This is a genomic window from Caproicibacter sp. BJN0012 (genome assembly GCF_035986805.1).
Lineage (GTDB): Bacteria > Bacillota > Clostridia > Oscillospirales > Acutalibacteraceae > Caproicibacter.
Map to the genome: position 1 here is coordinate 2,300,347 of NZ_CP142518.1, position 22,514 is coordinate 2,322,860.

At 53.8% G+C, this 22,514-nt stretch carries 20 protein-coding genes; 1 reads left to right on the forward strand and 19 read right to left on the reverse strand.

Annotated features, from left to right (window positions below):
• Positions 1 to 63: 63 nt before the first annotated feature.
• The gene (locus tag VA597_RS11085) at positions 64 to 1,731 is read right to left on the reverse strand and encodes a Na/Pi cotransporter family protein (RefSeq protein WP_128742890.1); all 1,668 of its coding nucleotides are present in this window, start codon (positions 1,729 to 1,731) and stop codon (positions 64 to 66) included.
• Between the two features lie 413 nt (positions 1,732 to 2,144).
• Here VA597_RS11085 and VA597_RS11090 point away from each other — a divergent pair, with 413 nt between their 5' ends.
• Positions 2,145 to 3,263 carry a DUF3810 domain-containing protein gene (locus VA597_RS11090; RefSeq protein WP_326974579.1) on the forward strand — a complete coding sequence of 373 codons (1,119 nt, stop codon included), beginning with the start codon at positions 2,145 to 2,147 and terminating at the stop codon, positions 3,261 to 3,263.
• Between the two features lie 101 nt (positions 3,264 to 3,364).
• Here VA597_RS11090 and VA597_RS11095 read toward each other — a convergent pair whose 3' ends face one another.
• The 18 genes from VA597_RS11095 to rsmD all read right to left on the reverse strand — a co-directional run bounded on the left by VA597_RS11095 (position 3,365) and on the right by rsmD (position 22,514).
• Positions 3,365 to 4,132, reverse strand: coding sequence for a bactofilin family protein (locus tag VA597_RS11095; protein ID WP_326974580.1), 768 nt, complete (start codon positions 4,130 to 4,132; stop codon positions 3,365 to 3,367).
• Positions 4,133 to 4,358: 226 nt separating this feature from the next.
• Complete coding sequence (gene htpG, locus VA597_RS11100) at positions 4,359 to 6,251, reverse strand: molecular chaperone HtpG (protein WP_326974581.1); 1,893 nt, start codon at positions 6,249 to 6,251, stop codon at positions 4,359 to 4,361.
• 100 nt (positions 6,252 to 6,351) lie between these two features.
• The gene (locus VA597_RS11105) at positions 6,352 to 7,548 is read right to left on the reverse strand and encodes a cation diffusion facilitator family transporter (protein ID WP_326974582.1); all 1,197 of its coding nucleotides are present in this window, start codon (positions 7,546 to 7,548) and stop codon (positions 6,352 to 6,354) included.
• A 75-nt stretch (positions 7,549 to 7,623) separates the two neighbouring features.
• Positions 7,624 to 8,547 carry a magnesium transporter CorA family protein gene (locus tag VA597_RS11110; RefSeq protein ID WP_326975684.1) on the reverse strand — a complete coding sequence of 308 codons (924 nt, stop codon included), beginning with the start codon at positions 8,545 to 8,547 and terminating at the stop codon, positions 7,624 to 7,626.
• A 444-nt stretch (positions 8,548 to 8,991) separates the two neighbouring features.
• Positions 8,992 to 10,083, reverse strand: coding sequence for a cell division protein FtsZ (ftsZ, locus tag VA597_RS11115; RefSeq protein WP_326974583.1), 1,092 nt, complete (start codon positions 10,081 to 10,083; stop codon positions 8,992 to 8,994).
• 167 nt (positions 10,084 to 10,250) lie between these two features.
• Positions 10,251 to 11,123, reverse strand: a complete 873-nt coding sequence (locus tag VA597_RS11120; RefSeq protein WP_326974584.1) for a cell division protein FtsQ/DivIB — start codon at positions 11,121 to 11,123, stop codon at positions 10,251 to 10,253.
• A 24-nt stretch (positions 11,124 to 11,147) separates the two neighbouring features.
• Entirely contained in the window at positions 11,148 to 12,401 is a 1,254-nt protein-coding gene (gene murA / locus VA597_RS11125; protein WP_128742904.1) for a UDP-N-acetylglucosamine 1-carboxyvinyltransferase, read from the reverse strand.
• Between the two features lie 60 nt (positions 12,402 to 12,461).
• The gene (gene murG / locus VA597_RS11130) at positions 12,462 to 13,592 is read right to left on the reverse strand and encodes an undecaprenyldiphospho-muramoylpentapeptide beta-N-acetylglucosaminyltransferase (protein WP_128742906.1); all 1,131 of its coding nucleotides are present in this window, start codon (positions 13,590 to 13,592) and stop codon (positions 12,462 to 12,464) included.
• Between the two features lie 18 nt (positions 13,593 to 13,610).
• A complete protein-coding gene (locus VA597_RS11135) occupies positions 13,611 to 14,822 on the reverse strand; it encodes an FtsW/RodA/SpoVE family cell cycle protein (RefSeq protein WP_128744308.1) in 1,212 nt (403 codons plus the stop codon).
• Positions 14,823 to 14,929: 107 nt separating this feature from the next.
• Positions 14,930 to 15,937, reverse strand: a complete 1,008-nt coding sequence (mraY, locus tag VA597_RS11140) for a phospho-N-acetylmuramoyl-pentapeptide-transferase (RefSeq protein WP_128742908.1) — start codon at positions 15,935 to 15,937, stop codon at positions 14,930 to 14,932.
• A 14-nt stretch (positions 15,938 to 15,951) separates the two neighbouring features.
• A complete protein-coding gene (locus VA597_RS11145) occupies positions 15,952 to 16,509 on the reverse strand; it encodes a hypothetical protein (protein WP_128742910.1) in 558 nt (185 codons plus the stop codon).
• Between the two features lie 22 nt (positions 16,510 to 16,531).
• Positions 16,532 to 18,742, reverse strand: a complete 2,211-nt coding sequence (locus VA597_RS11150; RefSeq protein ID WP_326974585.1) for a penicillin-binding transpeptidase domain-containing protein — start codon at positions 18,740 to 18,742, stop codon at positions 16,532 to 16,534.
• Positions 18,743 to 18,888: 146 nt separating this feature from the next.
• Entirely contained in the window at positions 18,889 to 19,350 is a 462-nt protein-coding gene (locus VA597_RS11155; protein WP_326974586.1) for a hypothetical protein, read from the reverse strand.
• 35 nt (positions 19,351 to 19,385) lie between these two features.
• Complete coding sequence (gene rsmH / locus VA597_RS11160) at positions 19,386 to 20,333, reverse strand: 16S rRNA (cytosine(1402)-N(4))-methyltransferase RsmH (protein WP_128742916.1); 948 nt, start codon at positions 20,331 to 20,333, stop codon at positions 19,386 to 19,388.
• 12 nt (positions 20,334 to 20,345) lie between these two features.
• On the reverse strand, positions 20,346 to 20,765 hold the full coding sequence (mraZ, locus tag VA597_RS11165) for a division/cell wall cluster transcriptional repressor MraZ (protein ID WP_128742918.1): 420 nt from the start codon (positions 20,763 to 20,765) through the stop codon (positions 20,346 to 20,348).
• 235 nt (positions 20,766 to 21,000) lie between these two features.
• Positions 21,001 to 21,474 carry an ATPase gene (locus VA597_RS11170; RefSeq protein ID WP_128742920.1) on the reverse strand — a complete coding sequence of 158 codons (474 nt, stop codon included), beginning with the start codon at positions 21,472 to 21,474 and terminating at the stop codon, positions 21,001 to 21,003.
• Complete coding sequence (gene coaD / locus VA597_RS11175) at positions 21,471 to 21,965, reverse strand: pantetheine-phosphate adenylyltransferase (RefSeq protein ID WP_128742922.1); 495 nt, start codon at positions 21,963 to 21,965, stop codon at positions 21,471 to 21,473. Before coaD ends, VA597_RS11170 begins: the two co-directional genes overlap by 4 nt.
• Before the next feature lie 3 nt (positions 21,966 to 21,968).
• Entirely contained in the window at positions 21,969 to 22,514 is a 546-nt protein-coding gene (gene rsmD / locus VA597_RS11180; protein WP_128742924.1) for a 16S rRNA (guanine(966)-N(2))-methyltransferase RsmD, read from the reverse strand.

The window sequence follows — 22,514 nt, forward strand, 5'->3', positions numbered from 1 at the left end:
GCAACTTAAACTTTTCCCGCGCACATAAAAACACGCCGAAGCATTCTGCCCCGGCGGATATCATCAGGCCTTTTTTGCGCTCACCCTTTTCCCATTCACCAGAATTGGGACCCGCTTGGTATGCGACATGGAAAAAGCGATGTTCGTCGCGTGGTCCGCGATCCGCTCCAAATTGATGAGGAGATCGTTAAACAGCGCGCTGGATTCCGCGCTGCACTGTCCGTTGTTCAGACGGCGAATATGATTCTCTTTCAGTTCCTCCGTACGGCCGTCAATTGTTTCTTCCGTATGGTCCACCTTATAGGAAAGCTCCGCGTCGCTGCTGCCTTTCAAAAACAGCTGGAAGGAATCGCCGAGGATGCTCAGAATCAGATCCTGCATCTCATGCAGCTCATCCGACGCGCTGCCGCTCAGAGAGGCTTTTCCATCAATCACAATCTGGGCCTGTTCCCCGATATTTTCGCTGTGGTCCCCGATCCGTTCAATATCGTTTACAACATGGAACAACGCGCCGACAATCTCCCGGTCGTTATCCTCCAGATCAAGCGCATTGATTCGAATCAGGTAGGCGGTGATCCTTTTATTCAAAAAATTAATGACCCCCTCATTCTCCTCAAGCTCTTTGATTTTGACGGGGTCCTTGTCAAACAGAGCCGCCATGGAATTGAGAAAGTTGGCTTTGGCAAGGTCCGCCATACGGCCTACTTCTTTCAAAAGCTGCGTCACCGCCACGGGCGGCGTGTTCAGGATACGGGAGTCCAGGTACTTCAGGCTCATGGCCTGCGCCGTGTTGTCTTCGCCCGGAATGATTTTGTAAGCCATGCGGATCAGCACGTCGCTCATCGGCAGCAGAATGGCCGTCGTGACCGTGTTGAAGATCACATGGACCAGGAAAATCTGGAACAGCACGTTTCCGGGAGACATTCGTATCACCAGCTGCGTGAATGGAGTCAGAATCGTGATGGTCGTGAACAAGGTCGCCCCAATCACATTGAACAGCAGGTGCACGATGGCGGTGCGTCTGGCTGTTTTATTCGTTCCTATTGAAGAAAGGATGGCAGTCACGCAGGTGCCGATGTTCAGCCCGAAAATCACAAACACCACGGACTTGAGATCAACCACGCCGGAAAGGGCCAGCGACTGGAGCACTCCCACCGTAGCCGAGGAGCTTTGAATAATGGCGGTAAAAACCAAGCCGGCCATCAGACCGATGAAAGGGTTTCTGAAATTCGTGATGATGTTGGCAAAGAGCGTGGACTTCCCCAGCGGTTCCATCGACGTGCTCATCGTGGACATGCCAAGAAACAGAATTCCAAAGCCGGCAATGATTTGCCCAATATGTTTCGTATTGCTTTTCCTGGCAAGCATGATCATCCCCACACCGATAAAAACCGCCACAGGCGCGATCGCCATAAAATTGATCGCTGTGATCAGCCCCGTCACGGTGGTTCCGATATTGGCACCCATGATGATGCCGACGGCCTGAGTCAGATTCATGATCCCGGCGTTTACAAAGCCGACCACCATCACCGTCGTGGCGGAGGAACTTTGGATGACCGCGGTTACGGCAAACCCAAGAAGAGCTCCCATGTACTTGTTCGTTGTAAGCCGCTCGGCCATTTCCTTAATCCGTGACCCTGCCGCAAGCTCCAGAGATTCCCCCATCAGCTTCATTCCGTACAGGAAAAGTCCCAGGCCTCCCAGCAGCATTAAAATATTATCAAGCGTCATAGCCTCTCCTGCCAATCAAAATTTTTGATTTACTAAGTTTTTTTGATTATATATGGACCCGCAGATCAAAACACATCCTCCTTTTGTTACAATTCTGTAAAATCCATGTAAAATAATATTACGAAAAAGATGTCGTAATATTCCGATATAAAATAATCCCGCCGAAAAGATTTTTTTCCAAAGGATTCGTTTACTATAAATAGTTTAGTATCGTGCCTTCTGTCACTTTTCGCTTAATTTCTTGTTTTCCACAGGAAACGAACGATTCTGGTGTTATAATAACCTCACGGCGTAAACGGAAGCGGAGCTTCCGACGCCTGAGAGAACATTGAACCATGACTGCGGGCCGGTCGCGTGTTATTGGGTTTTGGGGTCCATGGTATAATGAAAAAACAGTTATGGGAGAGGAAATTATGCATCGAATATTCCAGAGGGCCGGACTTAGAAAGAGGCTTTGGTTTCTGATTCTTCTCCCCGCAGCGCTGGTCCTGACCGCCTGCGCCGCCTGGAAACCGTCTTTTGCACAATGGTACGCAATCAGGATCTATCCCGCCCTGTCCCTGACGGTGAACCGGATAACGGGCCTTGTCCCGTTTTCCGTAGCGGAGTGTCTGGTGATCCTGCTTCTTCTTTGCATTCCCGTGATTCTCATCTTTTTCGCGGCGGGAATGATTCGGAAAAAAGGCTCGCGCCCGCTTTTCGCGCTGAAATCGGCCGTGAATCTGGCTGTCTTTTTCAGCATCGTCTCCTTTCTGTTCACCATAAACTGCGGGATCAATTACTATCGCTATCCCTTTGCGGACACCTGCGGCCTCAAGGTGGAACCATCTACCAGTACGGAGCTGAACGAGCTCTGCGTTTCCCTGGCATCGGATGCAAACCGGCTTCGTCCCGGCCTCAAAGCCGATGACCAGGGCGTGATGGAACTGCGCCAAAAAAGCCTTTCCATGACCGCGCAGGAGGCGGCCCTGGCCTATAACCGGCTGGAGCGGGATTACCCGCTGCTGCGCTCCGGTTACGGCGCGCCGAAGCTGGTCCATTTTTCCAGGGCGATGTCGCGCTGCAATATCACCGGCATCTTTTTTCCGTTCACCCTGGAAGCGAACGTGAATACCGACGTGCCGGAATATACCATTCCCGTCACCATGTGCCACGAGCTATCCCACTTGCGCGGGTACATGCGCGAAGAGGAAGCGAATTTTATCGGTTATTTAGTCTGCTCAAAAAGCGGGGAGCCGGATTTTCAGTACTCCGGCGACATGCTCGCTTTCACATATGCTTCCAACGCTCTTTTTTCCGTTGATGCCGACGCCGCAGACAAGATTTTCTCTTCGCTCAGCTCCGGGGTTCGCCGGGATCTGGCGTACAATTCGGAATACTGGAAGCAGTTCGAAGGCCCTGTCGCAAAGGTATCGAACAGCGTAAACGACCAGTATCTGAAGGCGAACAGCCAAAGCGACGGAGTACAGAGCTACGGCAGGATGGTCGACCTGCTTCTTGCACAGCAACGCGCCGCAAAGCAAAAGAGCTGACGGAAAATCAAAACAGGCATCTCAGAAACATGCTGTCATGTTTCTGAGATGCCTGTTTTTCTGTTGTGAACCAAAGCCCTGCGGAATCCATCCGTTTCCGTTTACTGCGGATTTTCCTCATCGGCGGTTTCCGGCTCCGAAGAAGGAGCAGTCTGCCCGTTCTCTTCCGTATCGACAGGTTCAATGCCGCCGTCGGAAATTTCAACCTTGCCTTTCAGCTTTGCGCCGCTGCTGACCGTGATGGTTGTCGACGTAATATCGCCGATAATGACGGAATTGCCCTGGCAGCATACGTTGCCCATCACATGGACATTCCCTTTCAGCTTTCCGTCGATCGTCAGGTTTCCGCACTTGATGTCGCCGACGATCACGGAGTCGCTGTCCACATTGACCTCATCCGCGGCATTCAGGCTTCCGCGGACCGTGCAGGCAAACAAATCGATGCCGGCTCCCTGAACGTCCCTAACCTGCTTGCCGTTGATCTTCACATTGCCGGAAGTCAGGATGCTCCCGGTCATAGTGCCCATCATTTCGATGTTGCCGTCGGACTTCATATCGCCCGTAATCGTGGTTCCAGAGGAAATCACCGTAGTGTTTTTCTGTTCGTCGGCAAACGCACTTTCAAACCGGTTCCCATGCTGCCCTGACGGGGCCGCAGTATGGCGGACCGTCAGATTCGGCTCTTCGGCAGCTTCTTCATAGCTGTCCTCCCGTTTCGCTGTGCCGGCACGGCTAAAATGCAAATTGTCGGATCTGTCCATTGGGGCTGATTCCTCCAATTCAAACTCGGCATCCTGATAAGGTCCATTCCAGATTTTTTTCATAATCTTGGCAAATGTAGTTTCATGGTTCTCACTCGCAATATCCATATGCACATGCCCCCAATGTATAATAAGCCCTCCGGCCATCAGCACAGCATTTTCCTGTTATGTTATTATAATAATACATAATTCGATAAATTTCCACTCTTTTTTAGGGTTTTCCGTAATTATTTGTTCACAAACAAGTCAAAAAGCCATCGTCAGCCCCATTCATCTATGTGCACCATCGCCGAAAGCCGAAAAACCGGCTGTAAGCCGGTTTTTCGGGGAATATTCAATCTGTCATCAGGCTGCAGATCTGGTTGGAAAACGCAACCGGGTCGTCAATCGGGGCACCTTCGATCAGCAGGGCCTGCGTATAAAGCAGGGACGCATAAGTTTTCAGTTTCTCTTTGTCGGAGTCGAGCAGCTTGACCAGCCTGTCAAAAACCGGGTGATTCGCGTTGATTTCCAATACGCGCTGAGCCTGCACTTTTTCTTTTTCCGCATTGGGCAGTGAATTCAGCACCTTTTCCATCTCCATGGAAATCGCTCCGCTGGTGGACAGACAGACCGGGTGGGACTTCAGCTTATTGGAAAGGACCACGGCCTTTACTCTGCCGTCAAGCGCATCCTTCATAAAAGAAAGCAGGTCCTTGTTCTCTTCGACTTTTTGGGCCGCTTCCTTTTTCTCCTCTTCCGTCTCCAGATCCAGATCGTCCGCGGAAACGGATTTGAATTCCTTATCCTGATACTTCTCAAGCACCCGCACGGCGAATTCATCGATCGGATCGGTGAGATAAAGGATCTCGTATCCGCGGTCCCTCACGGCTTCCGTCTGCGGAAGCAGCGCGGCCTTCTGCACCGATTCGCCGCAGACGTAATAGATATATTTCTGATCTTCCTTCATGCGGGTGACGTATTCGGCCAAAGTGGAATACTTCTCCCCCGCCGAGGTATGAAACAGCAAAAGGTCCTGCAAACCGTCCTTGTGCGCTCCAAAATCCTGATACACCCCGTATTTCAGCTGCAGTCCAAAATTCTGGAAGAATTTTTCATAATCTTCCCGCTTATTTTTCAGCATGGATTCCAGTTCGGACTGAATTTTCTTTTCCACCCGGCCCGCGATGATTTTCAGCTGGCGGTCATGCTGCAGCATTTCTCTGGAGATGTTCAGCGAAAGGTCCTGGGAATCGACCAGGCCCCGGACAAAGCTGAAATAATCCGGCAGAAGGTCGGCGCACTTGTCCATGATCATAACGCCGTTGGAGTAAAGCTGAAGCCCCTTCTCATATTCCTTTGTATAAAAATCGTACGGAGCGCGCGCCGGCAGATACATCAGCGCGTGAAACGTGGCGGTACCCTCCGTATACATGTGGATTACTCTGGCCGGGTCCTCATAATCCATGAACTTGTCCTTGTAAAACTGATTGTACTGCTCTTTTGTGATCTCGTTTTTATTCTTGCGCCAGATCGGAACCATGCTGTTGAGCGTTTCCTCTTCGGTGTAGCTCTCGTACTCGTCCTTGCTGCCTTCCTTTAGGCGGCTTTTCTCCACATTCATGCGGATCGGGTAGCGGATATAATCGGAATACTTTTTGATCAGATTCCGAAGCGTATAGGAGTCCAGATACTCACTGAATTTTTCATCGTCGGCATCCGGCTTCAGGTCAAGAACGATATCTGTTCCGGAGGTCTCCCTCTGTTCGCAGGGTTCGACGGTGTACCCTTCGGCTCCGTGAGACTCCCAGCGGTATGTTTCTTCGCCGCCGAACGCCCGGCTCACCACGCTCACATGGTCGCTGACCATAAAAGCCGAATAAAATCCGACGCCGAACTGGCCGATGATTTCAATGTCCGGTTTGCTTTCAAACTCGTTCTTGAAATCAAGCGAACCGCTTTTGGCGATGGTTCCAAGATTAGTTTCCAGCTCCTCCTTTGTCATGCCGCAGCCATTATCCGAAATCGTCAGCGTGCGTTTTTCCTTGTCCGGCAGAATGCGAATGAGAAAATCGTCGCGGTTCAGGCCCGTGTTTTCCTCCGAGAGGGCTTTATAATATAGCTTGTCGATGGCGTCGCTCGCATTGGAAATCAGCTCGCGCAGAAAAATTTCCTTGTGAGTATAAATGGAATGGATCATCAGGTCCAAAAGATGCTTGGATTCCGCCTGGAACGGTTTGATCGGCATTTTCGATCCCATCCTTTGCAAAAAGAATTAGCACTCAATACGTTCAAGTGCTAATTCCTATTTTATCCGATCCTCCTGAAAATTTCAAGAGGACAAATTGTTAAATTTTTGTATCGGGGTTCTGTTTTGCCGGAACATAGTCGTGGTCCACCGTGATCACCGGGTAGCAGTTCCCCGGCAAATCCCGGATCTTTTGGGAAATAACCCCGATCAGCTCTTCATCTTTCATGGGAAATTCGAAAGAAACGCAAATGTCAAACACAAGATTTGCGTGGGTAGGCCCCCAGACCACCCGGAAATCGTGCATCCCGATTTCCGGGGAAATCTCCCGGAGCAGCTGCCTGACCCGGTTTTTCAGGTCATTAGTGCGCGGATTGTCCGTCGTGACCGGGTCCATGTGAATGACCAGATGAATGCCCTTTTTCTCCATAAAATCGCGTTCAATATTGTCTATGATGTCATGGCTGAGCAGGATGTCCCGTTCCGCGGGGACTTCACAGTGGACGGTCGCGAAACAACGGCCCGGTCCATAGCTGTGAACATTCAGATCGTGAATTCCGAGAATCCCGTCGTAACTGTCGATGGTTCGGTAGATATCGTCCACCAGCTTCCGGTCCGGAGCCTCGCCGAGCAGCGGGTTGCTGGTTTCCCGGACCAGTCGAAAACCGGTCACCATGATCATGACGGCGACGGCGAGGCCCATATAGCCGTCCAGATTAAAACCGGTCAGCTTTGTCAGTACGGTTCCCGCCAAAACTGCCAGGGTGGACAGGACATCATTCATGCTGTCGGCAGCCGCCGCGGAAACGGCCGACGACGAAATCGCCTTACCGATCTGGCGGTAAAAAGCCCCCTGCCAGGCCTTCAGTAAAACGGAAACCACCAGCACCGCAACCACGAACAGACTGAATTGGGTCTGCTCCGGATGAAGTATTTTTTGAAAAGACGTTTGGGCAAACTGGAAGCCCGTGACAAACACGACAAGGGACACCATCAGTCCGCTGATATATTCCATTCGGGCATGCCCGTAGGGGTGGCCGGAATCGGCGGGTTTCGCGGCCATTTTAAATCCGACCAGCGTGACAATGGACGAGGCCGAATCGCTCAGGTTGTTGACCGCATCCGCCGTTACCGAGATACTGTGGAACAAAATGCCCGCGGTGATCTTGCCGGAAAAGAGGAGCAGATTGGTCACAATACCGACAACGCCGGAAAATTTTCCGTAACGCTCCCGCACTTTCGTATTCTCTGTGTTCTGATAGTCCCTGACAAACAGCCGTATCAACAGGCGTGTCATGTTCCACCTTCTTCCCATGCTAAAAAGGGAACCGCTCGGCAGTCCCCCTAAAACACAGCATACAGTATAATATAACTATAACATTTTTTTCTTGTGAAGGATCCAATACGCAACCGCGATGCAGCCAACCGAAACGGCAGCCGGAAACCAGAAGCTCGGAAACGGGATTCCCGTGACGTTCATGCCGTAGGCGCCCGTAATCACGGCAGGCACCGAAAACAGCAGCGTGATGGACGCAAGGGCCTTCATGACGATGTTCAGATTGTTGGAAATGACAGAGGCAAAGGCATCCATGGTTCCCGACAAAATATTCAGATGAATATTGGACATTTCAATTGCCTGTTTCACTTCGATCAGAACATCCTCCAGAAGATCCTGATCCTCGTCGTACAGCTTGATCACCCTGCCTCTCATAATCTTCTCCAGCGTAATCTCATTTCCTTTGAGCGACGAGGAAAAATAGACCAGGGATTTTTCAATATCAAGCAGCTGCAAAAGCTCGGAATTTTTCATCGACTCTCTCAGCTCCGTCTCGACGGTGTTGCTGATTTTGTCGATCTGTTTTAAGTACTGAAGATAGCGGCTGGCGACGCGCAGCATGATATGCAGCAAAAATCGGGTCTTCAGGTTGGTGCGCACTCCTTTGACAAGGCCCCGCGCAAATTCATCCACTACCGAATTGTCCCGTATGGAAACCGTGATCACATTTTTTTCGGTCAGAATCAGCCCCAGCGGCATCGTGGAATAGGCCAGATGCTTTCCTTCCTGCTCCACAACGGGAATATCGATGACAACAAGCGTGTTGTCATCCTCGTTGTCAATGTGGGAGGATTCCTCTTCATCCATTGCGGCGCGGAAAAAATCCGGCTCAATTCCGAAATCCGCAATCAGGCCTTCAATTTCACGGTCGTCCGGAGCAACACAGTTGATCCAGCAGCCGGGCTCGCACGCCTCGATCTGCGTCATGCGTCCATCCACCGTTTTGTAATAGGACAGCATTGTGCTCATCTCCTCTATGAAATTTTCTTCGCGGTTTCCCCAAAGGGTCAGGATTCACAATGCCACCCCCTCTTTATAATCAAATTGTTTCTATGTGTACTTTACATGAGCTATTATAGCACATAAGGCAGAGATTGCAAGAGAGCGGGCGATATTTTAGGCCCTATTTTTCCGTACCGGTCGAAAAGCAACTTCAAATCGCTTATTTGATTGTTTTTAGCCAAATAATCTAAAAATGAAGATGCTCCCAATGTTATTTTGCTTCTTACAAAGGCAGAAAATTCACGAACCGGGTCTCAAGTGAAATGAGAGCGCCGCAGAGCGGTCTCCGCGGCGAACGGAGCACAAAAAATACGCTTCAAACCGGCCCTGAAAAGCCGTTTCAAAGCGTATTCCCAATTACACATGCCTGATAGGATCCACTCAAGGGGATGTCAGCACTCTTCACGACTTCCTGTTGAAAATCTGCATGATATCGGTAAAATCGTCGTCTTCCATTGAATTGTTGTCGGGAACGGCTACCCGTTGGGGCTTTGCCTCCTGTTTTTCCTTTGGTTCTTCGGCAGGCATTTCCCCGCTGGAAGTGGCAAAGCCCGTCGCGATCACGGTGACGCTCATTTCATCGTCCATGTTCTCATCAAACGCGGCGCCCCAGATAATATTTGCGTCCTCATGGGCCTGGGATGCAATCATGGCGGAAGCCGTCTCGATCTCATCCAACCCGATATCGGGCGACGAGGTGATATTGATGATGACACCCCTAGCTCCGTTGATGGCGGTCTCCAGCAGGGGGCTTGAAATCGCCATATTCGCCGCCTCCTGGGCCTTGTCCTTGCCGGAGGCGCGCCCGACGCCCATATGCGCGTAGCCCGCGTCCTTCATCACTGCGGTGACGTCCGCGAAATCCAGATTGACCAGGCCCGGCAGCTTGATCAGGTCGGAGATACTCTGCACACCCTGACGCAGGACATCGTCGGCGATGGAAAAAGCGTTCAGCAGGGTGATGCGCTGCTCGCTGACCAGCTTCAGGCGTTCGTTCGGAATCACAACAAGCGAATCCACATGCTCGCGCAGAGCCGTGATTCCGTTTTCCGCCTGCTCCATGCGGCGGCGTCCTTCAAACTCAAAGGGTTTCGTGACAATGCCCACCGTCAGGACGCCCATATCATGCGCGATTTCGGCGACGATCGGAGCCGCGCCGGTGCCGGTGCCTCCGCCCATGCCCGCCGTAACAAAGACCATGTCGCTGCCGCGGATCGCCGCCGCGATGGCCTCCCGGCTTTCGTCCGCGGCTTTCTGCCCCATCTCCGGCTTGGAACCCGCGCCCTTTCCGTGCGTTACCTTTTCCCCGATCTGGATTTTTTGCGTTGCCTTTGAACGGTACAAGGCCTGCCTGTCCGTATTGATGCTGATAAACTCAACGCCCTGCACGCCCATGGCGACCATGCGGTCAATCGCATTGCCGCCGCCGCCGCCGACTCCAATGACTTTTATCTGAACAATATTGTCAAAGTCATTCTCAATTTCAAAAGGCATGTGCCGCAGTCCTCCTTATGTAAATCCTGTGATTTTTTGTATCCCTGCATCTATCAAAAATCTTTTCATGATATCGTCCCATATTAAAATATTATACACGATTCAGGCTCAATTTCAATAAATATTTTCTTTTATGGCCCAAATAAAGCTTGATTCTGCCCTTTCTCTCAGGAACCCGAAGCCGGGTCGAAATAAGCGGTGTCGTTATCCCCCGCGGTAGAGAGGTTCAGAGTCCCCTTTTCCGTGCTCTTGATCTCCCCGTCGTCAAACAGCTTTTTTGCAAAACTGATTTTATAATCCAGATCGGACGGTATTCCCAGGTTGATCGTAACGCGTCCTTCATAGGTCAGCAGAATTTTGGAAGCAGAGGAAAAATCCATGCCCGTGATATTTTTCAGCCCGTTGTCTTTCAGGGCCTTTTCGACCTCCGTCAGGGACGACTGCCGCGATTTGTCAGCAAACTCGGCCGTCTTCCCCGCTTTTGGGCTTTTCAGCGTGATTCCCCGGATCAGCACACAGCTCTGCGGCAGCTTGTCCGCCATTTCCAAAACCCTGAAATCATCTCCCAGGACAACGTATTTCCCCGAAGATTCCACCGCGCCGCAGACCTGCGCCTCGGCGACCTGTATGCTGATCCGCGCCGGAAATTTCCGCCTGACCTTTACGGAACCGATATAAGGCAGGCGGGCTTGTATCTGTTTTTCCGACTGTCTGGTTTTCGCAAGAAAAAGATTTTCCCCTTTCTTGATGCCGCATGCGCCGATAATCTGCTCCTGTGTGTACCGCGAGGTCCCGCCGACCTGGATGGTATCGATCTTAAAAAGGACCGTGAGTGAAACGGCCACGGCAGCCGACACGACCGTGAAGAACAGGAAAAAATAAAAGATCAGAAGGGCCCTGCGTCTTCGGCGCCGACGATTTTCCGCGCGGATTCCGGCCCGGGAGGGCGCGCCGTCATTTCCCCTCCGGGCAGGCCTGTTTGTTCCGCTCCAGCGGCTGTCTGCGTTCAATTCTCGCCGTCCGTTCTTCAAGTCCCTCATTTTCAGTTCCTTCCAGAAATCATCCTAAACGCGTTTGATGTCCGCCCCCAGCAGGGCCAGATTTTTTTCAATACATTCATAGCCCCGGTCCAGATGATGCAGGCCGTGCACTTCCGTCGTTCCCTGCGCCGCGAGCCCCGCTACGACCAGGGCCGCTCCCCCCCGCAGATCCGAGGCTTCCACCGACGCCCCGGAAAGGCGTTTCACGCCTTCCACAACCGCGACACGTCCCTCCACCTTGATATTCGCTCCGAGCCGGAGAAGCTCTCCAACGTGCTTATAACGGCTTTCGAATATATTTTCGACAAAAATACTGGTGCCGTTTGCCACCGTGGTCATGGCCATGACGGGAGCCTGCGCGTCCGTCGGAAACCCCGGGTACGGCATTGTCCTGACGCTCTTGATCCGGCTGAGGCGCTCCGGGGCGGCGATGCTGACGGCATTGTCGTATAGGTCGATCCGGCATCCGCTTTCTTCCAGGACCGGCAAAACCGGGGCAAGATGATCCGGAATCACGCTGGAAAGCGTCAGCGTGCTCCCCGTGATGGCGGCGGCCGTCATATAGGTGGCGGCCGCGATTCGGTCCGGGATCACATTGTGTTCGCAGCCGGACAGCCGGCTGACGCCTTCGATACAGATGGTGCTGTTCCCGGCCCCGTGGATTTTTGCCCCGCAGGAATTCAGAAAGTCCGCCAGGTCTGAAATCTCCGGCTCCCTCGCGGCATTGTTGATCACGGTTTTCCCCTTTGCCCGACAGGCAGTGATGATAATATTCTCCGTCGCGCCGACGCTGGGAAAGGAAAGATTGATGACGGCTCCCTTAAGCCCGTCCGGAACCGCGCAGTCCAGGCATCCGTGGTCCTCATTGATGACGACCCCCATTTTCCGCAAAGAGGAAAGATGCAGGTCGATCGGACGCGGGCCAAGCTCACATCCCCCCGGGAACGACAGCACAGCCCGCTCCAGACGGCTGACAATCGCCCCTAGGAAGATGATGGAGGAACGCATCTCGCGCATTAAGTGGTCGGGGATGTCGTAATTTTCCGCGGGGAGAGGATTAATCACAACATCTCCGGCGGTACGTTCCACTTTGCATCCAAGATGCCGCAGGATCTTAATGGCGGTGTCCACATCCGAAAGCGCAGGGCAATTATGTAGGACACATTCGCCTCCGCATAAAAGTGACGCGGCCATCAGCGGCAGAGTGCTGTTTTTTGCACCGTGAATCTGCACTTCCCCCTTGAGTTTTTTTGTGCCATGTATCAACAGTTTCGACATAGCAACACCCCCACATAATCTGTTACCATATTATGCTGTGCGGGGGATTGCGGTGACGACTCAATCCAGCGGCGACCGGTCCAGGACTTCCTTGATCAGCCTGTAAATCCTTTCACAGGAATCCGGGATAGCCATTTTTTTCGCATTTTCCGCAAGCGTCTCTATTTTTCCCGGCTGCGAAAACAACTCCTGTACCTTCCGGCACAAAAATTCGCCGGTCAGATTTTTTTCCTCTATGATTTCCGCGGCGCCGCGGCCAACCATCGCCATGGCGTTGTGAAACTGATGATTTTCCGCGACGTTGGGAGAGGGAATCAGAATGGACGCCCTTCCGACCGCCTGCAATTCGCTCAGGGTGATCGCCCCGGCGCGGCAGATGACAAGATCCGCCGCGGCAAGACAGTCCGGCATGTCGCTGATGTATTCCCGGACGTCCAGCTCTTTGTGATCCTTTAATTCAAGGCCTTTTTCCTTTAAAAGACCGGGAAACCATTTTCCCCACTGGCCATAGCCATGGATATGTTGAAAGCGGCCGCTTTTCGCGCTCTGAACCAGCAGGTCCGCCGCCGCCTCGTTGATTTTCCGGGCACCCAGGCTTCCGCCGAAGGAAAGGATCAGCGGTCTGGAGTCAAGGCCGAGCTTTTCACGGGCCGCCTTTCGGTCGGCGCGGACAACCTCCTGCCGGACCGGATTGCCGGTCAGAACGCACCGGGCGGAAGGACTGAGATATTTTTGCGCGTCCGCCACGGCCAGCATGGTCCTGTCCGCTTTTTTCGACAGCATTTTGTTTGTGACGCCCGGGTATGCGTTCTGTTCATGGATGACCGAAGGGATCCCCATGCGAATCGCTTCCCGGACGACGGGGCCGGCCACATAGCCGCCCGTGCCGACGCAGATGTCCGGGAGAAAACCGCGGATGATCCGGCGGGCCTCCAGTGTCGAAGTGAACAGGTGAATCACCGTTTTTCCGTTTCTGACGAGATTCTTGACACTCAGGCTGCGCTGAAATCCCGAAATCGTGATGCTGCGAAACTCATATCCGGCGGATGGAACGAGGCGTTCCTCCATCCCGCCTTTCGCCCCGACGTACAAAATCCCGGCGTCCGGCTCCCGTTCCTTTATGTAGCCGGCAATGGCGAGAGCGGGGTTGATATGGCCGGCCGTACCTCCGCCGGCAAACAGTACTTTCATGGCAAACCCTCTGATTTTCTATATTTTTTCAATGGCAGACGTTCGCGAAATGGACAGAATGATCCCCATTTCGGCCAGAAGAATCACGAGCGACGTTCCTCCGTAGCTGAAAAAGGGCAGACTGATGCCGGTGTTCGGGATGGTGTTGGTCACAACCGCGATGTTCAGGATGACCTGAAGGCCGACCTGGACAATCAGCCCGATTCCAAACAGCATGCCGAACTTATCTTTCGCGCGAAGGGAAATGGTAATGCCGCGCCAGATCAGCATGGCGAACAGGATGATGATAATCAGCGCGCCGATGAATCCCAGTTCCTCGCATACGATGGCGAAGATAAAATCGTTCTGCGGCTCCGGAAGATACAGAAATTTCTGGCGCGACTGCCCCAGACCCAAACCGAGCAGACCGCCGGAACCGATCGCGTACAGGGACTGGCGCGTCTGCCAGGTGTCCGCGATCAGTTCCGGCGTCGCGTTGGAAAACGGGTCCAGCCAGGCGGTGATCCGATCGCTCGCATAGGCGTACTCTTTTGCGAACAGGACAAGGTACGCCACGCCGGCGCCCAGGATGCTGAACGCGCCGACAAACCAGCGCAGTTTCACCCCGCCGATGAACAGCATCACCGCGCCGAGCAGAACGATGATGACGGTCGCGGAAACATGGGGTTCCCACATCAGCAGCGCCGCCGTCATTCCCAGAATCAGGGCATAGGGAAGCACGCCATAAAGAAACGTTCCCATCCGGTTGAAATTCAGCGATATCAGATGCGCAAAGATCAGAACGATGGAAAATTTGGCGATTTCGGAAGGCTGAAACTGCCCGAAAGGTCCGAGATCAATCCACCTGTGTACGCCGTTGATCGCCGGCATAAACTTGACCAGCACCAGAAGCGCGTACGAGACCAGCAGAATCGGGATCGCGAATTCATGAAAATGATGATAATCAAAATAGGAAACAGCGAACATAACAATCACGCCGAGCACGGCGAAAACCGCCTGTTTGCTGATGAAAAAATAGCTGTTTCCGTTGTGGCGATAAAATGCGTTCGCATAGCTGGCGGAAAACATCATGATCAGGCCGATAATCAGCAGGACCATCACAAGGAACAGAAAGGGCAGATCCATGCCGGAGCGCACGGAAAAGATACGGAATCTTTTCCGCACTTTTTTCCCGTACGCGGTGGCGTCGCGGATTTTTCCAACCGGGCGTTTCGCCGCGTTTCCCGGCATGGGAGCAACGGCGCTCTGATTCCGTGCCATGAATGTCTCCTCCTTTCCATTTCAGGTATGATTAAAGCATAATCCCCCCGCCGAATCTGTCGGTCCCTGGGGAATTATCAGAAACCGAAAAATGCCAGCAGTACGGCGGCCGCACCGGAAAAAGCCGTGACTCCGCTGAAAACCAGGCAAATTTTCACCTCGCTCCAGCCGCAAAGCTCAAAATGGTGATGGATCGGGCTCATTTTAAACAAGCGTTTCCCATGGGTCGCCTTAAAATACGCCACCTGCAGCACAACGGACAAAATTTCAAAAATATAGACGATTCCGACCGGCAGGATCAGGATCGGCGCGTTCACATCAAATCCGAGCGCACAGACCAGTCCCCCCAGGAACAAAGAGCCGGTGTCGCCCATAAAGACCTTTGCAGGGTTGAAATTCCACACCAGAAACCCCAGGCAGCCGCCCGCGGCGGCCGCGGACATGATCCCGACCGGGATCAGCCTGAAAATGCCGGCGATGATCATGAAGGACGCAGAGGCAAAAAAGGTGACGGAAGCATTCAGCCCGTCGATGCCGTCCGTAAAGTTGACGGCATTGACCATTCCCACAATCCCAAGGAGCGACAAGACCCAGTACCAAACGCCCAGATTGACTCCGCCGGCAAACGGGACCAGCGTGACGGAACCCGCTCCGAACCGGTAAAGCGTATACAGATATGCCCCGGCCACAAGAAACTGGAGGACAAGCTTCTGCCGGACGGTAAGACCCAGATTCCTTTTTTTGACCACTTTGATGTAATCGTCAAAAAAGCCGATCAGGCCGAACCCGCAGGCCATCAGCAGACCGCCGACGGTTTTGGTCCTCATGGCAAGATTGCTCTGGGTCAGCCCCGTGGCGCCGTAATACATCGAGAGGCAGACCGCCGAAGCCGCAAGAATTCCCACAATAAACAGGAACCCGCCCATTGTCGGCGTTCCATTTTTTTTCCTGTGCCAGGAAGGCCCGACGTCGCGGATCGTCTGCCCGAAGTTCAGGCGATGGAGGAAGGGCACCATCCATTTTCCAAGAAGTGCCGTAACCCCAAACGAAATTGTCGCCGCCGCAAGAGTCCATAAAGAATTCATTGATTGATTCACCCTTATTCTGTAAACTGTCCTTCCGGTTTATACATCACCCGGTCCGCAGCGGATTCCACCGGCCTCAGGCTGTTCAGGGCCTTCAGGACTTCCGCAAACGGAATGCCGGCGCCCACCGCCGCGCAGGCCGCCGCCAGAACCTCTTCGACGTCCGAAAGGCTGCCGCCGTTCAGGCGGACGCGCCCGATCACTCCGAATCCGACGATTTCAAACGCGGCGTCCCCGTCCGGAGTCATCCGAATGTTGCGGGCGGTGAAATCCGCGTCGTCGCGCGCCAGGGAATAGGTAATCAGCTTTGCGGCGCCCGCGGCCCGGAACGAAAGCTCGCGCTCGGCAACGCACACGTCCCATCCTTCCGGATCAGATTCCGCCGCGTCCCCGCAGAGAAGCAGCACCGACTTTGCCGCGCCGCGAGGCAGCGGTTTCCCGTATTCCATTACGCGGCAGCGATCCCGGCCGCAGAACTGAAAGATCCAGCTCAGCACGGCCGCGGAACCTCCGCCCCTTTCAGCCACCGCGACCATTTTTACGCATGGGCCGCGTTCTGCTTTCAATTTCATGGAATCTCTCCCCAAACTTTCATTATTCCACCTGACTTGGCTCAATAAACGAAACCGTGACAACCGTGCCGGGCGGCACTTTGGTTCCCTCCGAAATGTCCTGCAGCTTCGATATCGCATTGGCGGATCCGGACAGAGCGGCTCCGGTCACGCTGATATTGATTCCGGCCGACGCCGCCCGCTCATTTGCCTGAGCCAGGGTCAGCCCGACGAGATCCGGAACGACAACCGTCTTTTTCCCGCTCTGCTGATCGGTGAACAGGACCACCTGGCCCCCTTTGGGAATGCTCTTGCCGGGTTCCGGAACCTGAGACACCACTTTCTCGCCGCTGCCGTAGAACTGGGAAGTCAGGCCGGCCTGGAAAACCTTGTTTTTCGCCTCCGCGATCGTCAGTCCCGTCACATTCGGCGCCTGGGCGTCCAGTTTTTTCATCTCTTCATCCGTATAGACCGGTTCCACTCCGAGATAGGGAAGAACTTCCGTCATCGTCTTCAGGAACACAGGTCCCGAGACCTGGCTTCCATAATAGCTGCTCCCGTGAGGCTCATCGTAAAATACCAGCATGGCGATCTGCGGATCGTCCGCCGGGGCAAAGCCGCAGTAGGAAGCGATATACTCCTTGCTCGTCCTGATCTCCTGCTTTTCGGAAGTCCCCGTCTTCCCCGCGATCCGATAGCCCGGAATATAACCGCTGCTCGCGGTCCCGTCCGTCGCGTCCTGCTGCAAAATCATGGATATTCTGTGCGACGTGTCCTTTGAAATCACCTGGCGTTTCGGCGTCGTGTCGGCGGTCTTGACAATATTTCCGTTGCTGTCCAAAATCCGGTCGACCACATGGGGCCTCACCAGATACCCGCCGTTCGCCACTGCGGCGCAGGCGGTGATCATCTGAATCGGAGTAATGGTAAAGCTCTGGCCGAATGCGGAAGTCGCAAGCTCGACCGGCTTGAGCTGGCTGGCCGTATAATAGAGGCTGCGGGACTCACCCGGCAGGTCAATGCCGGTTTTAGAGGTAAAACCGAACGCGTTGAAATATTTGAAAAACAGATCGGGGCCGAGCATTTGTCCGACCTGCATGAACACGACGTTGCTCGATTTGCAGATGCCCTGCGCAAAGGTCAGATGTCCGAATCCCCCGCGCCTCCAGTCGTGGATGACTCTGTCTCCGATCGTTAAAGACCCGGGGCAATTGAAAGGCGTATTTTCAGAAACCAGATTTTCCTCCATGGCCGACGCGCCTGTAATCATTTTGAATACGGAACCGGGCTGGTAGGTGTCGCTGACGCACTTGTTGCGCCACTGGGCCTGCTGGGCATCCTTGAGCGCCTTCGTTTTATCCGCCCCGTCCGGCATCTTGGCAATGGCGTCCGCCTGAGTTTTGTCCGCTATGGTGAACGGGTCGTTCGGGTCGAAGTCCCCCTTGACCGCCATGGCGATGATGCCGCCTGTCTTGACATTCATGATAATGGCGCAGCCGCGGTTCTGTACCTTGTTGTCGACAAGGCCTTCCTGCAGGTTCTTTTCCAGGATGTGCTGTACCACCTCATCAATGGTCAGAACAAGGCTGTGGCCGTCCTGAGCGGGAACCTCCTGTTCATAGTCGTACTGCATGTCGGTGCCGATCGCATTTTTTGCCGTAACCAGCTTGCCGGATACGCCGGTCAGTTCGCTGTCGTACTCCGCCTCCACGCCGGACAGGCCCTGGCTGTCCGTGCCCGTAAAGCCGAGCACCGTGGACGCCAGCGTGCCGTAGGGATAATATCGTTTATAATCCTCGATCAGCCGGACTCCGTTCGTGATGCCATTTTTGTCCTTGAACGCGACGATCTGATCCTTGACGTCCGATTCCACCTTGCGCTTGATGACATCGTAGTAGGTCCTCTTTTTGCTGTGTTCCAGAATGACATTTTTATCCATATTGAGGATTTTGGCAAGCCCGGCTGCAATCAGGTCCCGGTTTTTGTCGGTGATATAGGCGGGTTCCAGAACAACCTGCCAGACCGTCGCACTCTGCGCCAGGACTTTCATGTTTTGGTCATAGATCGTCCCGCGCTGAGCGGTCAGAACCGTATCCTTGACCTGGTTGTCGACAGCGCGCATCTTGAGCGTTTCGCCCTCGACAATCTGCAGCCGGACCAGGTTGAAAACAACGGCTCCGAACCCGGCCAGGATCATCATCAACAGAACAAAGACCGTCCTGTGCCACATTCTTATGGTTGTTCCCTTTGCCATGCCTTGTTCCTCCAGTTGCCTGAAAAAAGAATCCGAATCCAAAAATGAGAGTCAAGAACTTTTTCTCAACTCTCCTTTTATCAAACGGCGGAAGGCCTCACAGACGCCCGAACACGCTATTAATACTTATTGAACAGCCGCCTTCTTTATGACAGAAAGCGGCGCACGGAGTTGAGCAGCCGGGAAAACCAACCGTCGTTTTTGACCGGCAGCAGAATCTGCGTCTTGTCCCCGCTGGAAAGCGCTATGTTTTTCACTTGCTTCTGGTTGATTTTTTCCATGCCGAGCTTGTCCGCCGCATAGTTTTCCACAGCCTCAAGAGAGGTCTGCGCTTCCGATTTCATATTCATCTGCGTGTATACGCTCTGGTCTTCAGACAGCTGCTTTGTGACGGTTCCAAGGGAATCCGAAAGTTCGGCCAGCTGAACCTGGCCGTAAATGTAAGTGCCGGCCATGCCCGCAACAATCAGAAAGGAAAGGACGGTGGAAAGCATCTTCCAGCGGCTGTATTTCGGCCGGCGATTCTCTTCCAGCCGTTCCCGCGGAAGCTCAATGACATTATTTTTCCGCGCCGGTTCCTGCTCCGCGCGGCGTTTTGGTTCAAACATCCCAAAATCGTAAGCTGTGCCGCTGTTTGCCATGATCAGTCCGCTCCTTCCGTTTCTTCAAGTTTTATGCAAACTCTCAGCCGCGCGCTGCGGCTCCTTGGATTCTCTTCCAGCTCCTGCTCCGACGGGGAGATGCCCTTCTTATAAAGCAGTTCCGCCCTCGGCTTTTTTCCGCAGACACACACCGGGAAATCCGGGGGGCAAGTGCACCCGGTGCACCAATCCGCCATTCTTTTCTTTACCATGCGGTCCTCCAGCGAGTGAAACGTGATCACTGCCAGACGGCCGCCCGGCTTCAGGATGGAGAACGCCGCGTCCAGCCCCTCCGAAAGCCTGTCCAGTTCCCCGTTCACCCTGATCCGCAGCGCCTGAAAGGTTTTGCGGGCCGGATGCCCCGGTTTCCGGCGCACCGCGGCCGGAACGGAATTTTTGACAATGTCCGCGAGCTGCAGCGTCGTCTCGACCGGGGCCTCTTCTCTCGCCTTCACGATGCCGGCGGCAATTCTCCGGGCGTTGCTTTCCTCCCCGTATTTGTACAGAATCTCTTCCAGTTCCCTCTCGGAAAGGGAGTTGACCAAATCCCGCGCGGAAACCCCTTCCCGGCTCATCCTCATATCCAGAGGAGCGTCGGAATGATAGGAAAATCCGCGCGCCGGGTCGTCAAGCTGAAAAGAAGAAACCCCGATATCGAGCAGGACCCCGTCCGCCGGGACCAGTCCGAACCTTCTGGCCGCCTTGTCCATCAGTGAAAAATTAGTGCGGTAAACCGTTGCGCAGGGGTAATCTTTCAGGCGCCCGCCCGCCGCCTTGACAGCGTCCGGATCCTGATCGATCGCCAGCAGCTTTCCGGTCTTCAGGCGTTTTGCAATCGCAAGGGAATGGCCGCCGCCGCCCGCCGTGCCGTCAATATAGATCCCGTCCGGGCGGATATTCAGGCTTTCGATGGTTTCATCAAACAGGACCGGTTTATGATAAAATTCCATAGCCGCGCCTCTTTACAGTTCCAGAAGGTCCATCGCCTCGGCGATGTTATCCTGCGTTAAAGTCGAATTGAAGCTGACCCAGCGGTCGGTATCCCAAATTTCAGCGCGGCTGGAGGCGCCGATAAAAGTGACGTCTTTTGCCAGCTGAGCGTAATCACGAAGCGCCTGGGGCAAAAGGACGCGCCCCTGGCGGTCAGGCTGCGCTTCCACGGCCCCGGAAAAGAAAAAACGCTGAAGGCCGCGCGCTTTGGAAATCGGCATGGCGCTGATTTTCTCCTGGAGCCGGTCCCACTCTTTCGGCGAAAGGACAAAAAGGCAGCCGTCAAGGCCTTTTGTGACATAGAAATTATCCCCCAGGTCCTCGCGGAATCTGGCCGGAACAATCACGCGCCCCTTCGGGTCTATTGTATGCTGGTACTCTCCGATCAACATAATAGACGGTCCTCTTTTAAGCAAAAAGCAGAAATGGAAACCACATTCTGCTACTTGCCCCCACCTTTCACCACTTTGTTTTGATTATATCCTACCCGTTACAAAAATGCAACCTATTTTTTTGCTTTATGTCAACCGCAGATAGATTTTATTCAAGCATTTTGTATTTTGAGCGCTGCGAATAAAAAAAACGCCACAAAATCTTGTGGCGTAAAATTTTTCCTTTTTTATAAATCTATTCCATTTTATCCTGTCCGGACCGCTGGGAAGCACGGATATTCTGCCTGGTCCGCCGGAGTTCCGCCAGGATCTGGGCCAGGCTGTCGTCGGTGCGCTTCATCAGGTCGTCGATATAGTCGTTGCTGGCCTTTCTCATTTCCCGGATCTTTGCCTGGGACTGCGCAGTGGTCTCGTTCGCCTTCTGCTGCGCCTGCCGGACGATCTCGTCCTGCGCGATCAAAGCCTTTGCGCGTTCCTGAGCGACATGCACAACGGTTTCCGCTTCACGGCGGGCGTCGTCGAGAATCTGCGTGCGGTCCGCGACGATCGCTTTGGCCTGATGGATTTCCTTCGGCAGATTCTCCCGGATTTCATCCAGCACCTGTTTGACTTCCTCACCGTCAAGGACCGCACGGCCGCGGCTCAGCGGCAGACTCCACGCCTTGTCGACCATATCGTAAAGCTCGTTAATTAAGTCGTCCACGCTCATTTTCGTTTTCCTCCCACACACAAACGCTGTTCAATATCCTGCAAGATGCATTCAGGAACGAAATTGGAAATATCCCCGCCAAAGCAGGCCACCTGTTTCACGCCGCTGGAGCTTAAAAACATGTTTTCCGCCGTCGTGTTCAGATAGATCGTTTCCAGCTCGGGGTTCAGTTTTTTGTTGAAAAGGGCCATCTGAAATTCGTACTCAAAATCGGACATGGCACGGAGCCCCTTTACGATCGCCGCAGCGTCGCGGATTCTCGCGTAATCCGCGATCAGCCCGTCGAACCCGACGACCTCCACATCCTTCATGTCTCTGGCGCAGCGCTTCAGCATATTGATGCGTTCTTCCACCGTAAAAGCGGTATGCTTTTCCGGGTTGACCAAAACGGCGACAATGGTGTGGTCGAAAAGTTTTCTGGCCCGATTGATAATATCCATGTGCCCGAGCGTGACGGGATCGAAGCTGCCCGGACAAATTGCTATTTTCATGGCTTATGTCACGTCCTTGTGTTTATATAGGGTCAGCGCGATTTTGCCATAGCGATAGGAACGTCCCCGCACAAACTCCCCCGCCGACTCCGGGAGGGGTTCGTCGGTTGGATTTTCACAGACAATGGTGCCGCCCGGGTTCATATGACCGGCGACAGCGGGAAGGGCCCGCTGAAGCAGCCCGGTCCGGTAGGGAGGGTCAAGGAAAGCCAAATCAAACATCCCGCAGTCGCTCGAAAGGTAAAAAGCAAAGTCCATATGCCAGACCCTCGCCCGGTCTGAAAGGCCGGTGCCTTCCAGATTTTTTGCCACGACGGAGGCGGGCCGGCTTCCCGCGTCGACAAAGACCGCCTCCCGCGCGCCGCGGCTCAGAGCCTCGATGCCCAGCTGCCCCGAACCCGCAAACAGATCCAGGACGCGTCTGCCCTCGACCTGAAACTGAACAATGCTGAACAGCGCCTCCTTGACGCGGTCCGGAGTCGGCCGGACCGCATCACCCGCGCATACGGAAAGCTTTTTTCCTCTGGCGGAACCGGTAATGACTCTCAT

What these genes read in the sequence shown, in the direction of transcription:
- VA597_RS11085 (WP_128742890.1), bottom strand. Translation starts at nt 1,731, where the DNA reads ATGACGCTTGATAATATTTTAATGCTGCTGGGAGGCCTGGGACTTTTC.
- VA597_RS11090 (WP_326974579.1), top strand. Translation starts at nt 2,145, where the DNA reads ATGCATCGAATATTCCAGAGGGCCGGACTTAGAAAGAGGCTTTGGTTT.
- VA597_RS11095 (WP_326974580.1), bottom strand. Translation starts at nt 4,132, where the DNA reads ATGGATATTGCGAGTGAGAACCATGAAACTACATTTGCCAAGATTATG.
- htpG (WP_326974581.1), bottom strand. Translation starts at nt 6,251, where the DNA reads ATGCCGATCAAACCGTTCCAGGCGGAATCCAAGCATCTTTTGGACCTG.
- VA597_RS11105 (WP_326974582.1), bottom strand. Translation starts at nt 7,548, where the DNA reads ATGACACGCCTGTTGATACGGCTGTTTGTCAGGGACTATCAGAACACA.
- VA597_RS11110 (WP_326975684.1), bottom strand. Translation starts at nt 8,547, where the DNA reads ATGCTGTCCTATTACAAAACGGTGGATGGACGCATGACGCAGATCGAG.
- ftsZ (WP_326974583.1), bottom strand. Translation starts at nt 10,083, where the DNA reads ATGCCTTTTGAAATTGAGAATGACTTTGACAATATTGTTCAGATAAAA.
- VA597_RS11120 (WP_326974584.1), bottom strand. Translation starts at nt 11,123, where the DNA reads ATGAGGGACTTGAAGAACGGACGGCGAGAATTGAACGCAGACAGCCGC.
- murA (WP_128742904.1), bottom strand. Translation starts at nt 12,401, where the DNA reads ATGTCGAAACTGTTGATACATGGCACAAAAAAACTCAAGGGGGAAGTG.
- murG (WP_128742906.1), bottom strand. Translation starts at nt 13,592, where the DNA reads ATGAAAGTACTGTTTGCCGGCGGAGGTACGGCCGGCCATATCAACCCC.
- VA597_RS11135 (WP_128744308.1), bottom strand. Translation starts at nt 14,822, where the DNA reads ATGCCGGGAAACGCGGCGAAACGCCCGGTTGGAAAAATCCGCGACGCC.
- mraY (WP_128742908.1), bottom strand. Translation starts at nt 15,937, where the DNA reads ATGAATTCTTTATGGACTCTTGCGGCGGCGACAATTTCGTTTGGGGTT.
- VA597_RS11145 (WP_128742910.1), bottom strand. Translation starts at nt 16,509, where the DNA reads ATGAAATTGAAAGCAGAACGCGGCCCATGCGTAAAAATGGTCGCGGTG.
- VA597_RS11150 (WP_326974585.1), bottom strand. Translation starts at nt 18,742, where the DNA reads ATGGCAAAGGGAACAACCATAAGAATGTGGCACAGGACGGTCTTTGTT.
- VA597_RS11155 (WP_326974586.1), bottom strand. Translation starts at nt 19,350, where the DNA reads ATGTTTGAACCAAAACGCCGCGCGGAGCAGGAACCGGCGCGGAAAAAT.
- rsmH (WP_128742916.1), bottom strand. Translation starts at nt 20,333, where the DNA reads ATGGAATTTTATCATAAACCGGTCCTGTTTGATGAAACCATCGAAAGC.
- mraZ (WP_128742918.1), bottom strand. Translation starts at nt 20,765, where the DNA reads ATGTTGATCGGAGAGTACCAGCATACAATAGACCCGAAGGGGCGCGTG.
- VA597_RS11170 (WP_128742920.1), bottom strand. Translation starts at nt 21,474, where the DNA reads ATGAGCGTGGACGACTTAATTAACGAGCTTTACGATATGGTCGACAAG.
- coaD (WP_128742922.1), bottom strand. Translation starts at nt 21,965, where the DNA reads ATGAAAATAGCAATTTGTCCGGGCAGCTTCGATCCCGTCACGCTCGGG.
- rsmD (WP_128742924.1), bottom strand. Translation starts at nt 22,514, where the DNA reads ATGAGAGTCATTACCGGTTCCGCCAGAGGAAAAAAGCTTTCCGTATGC.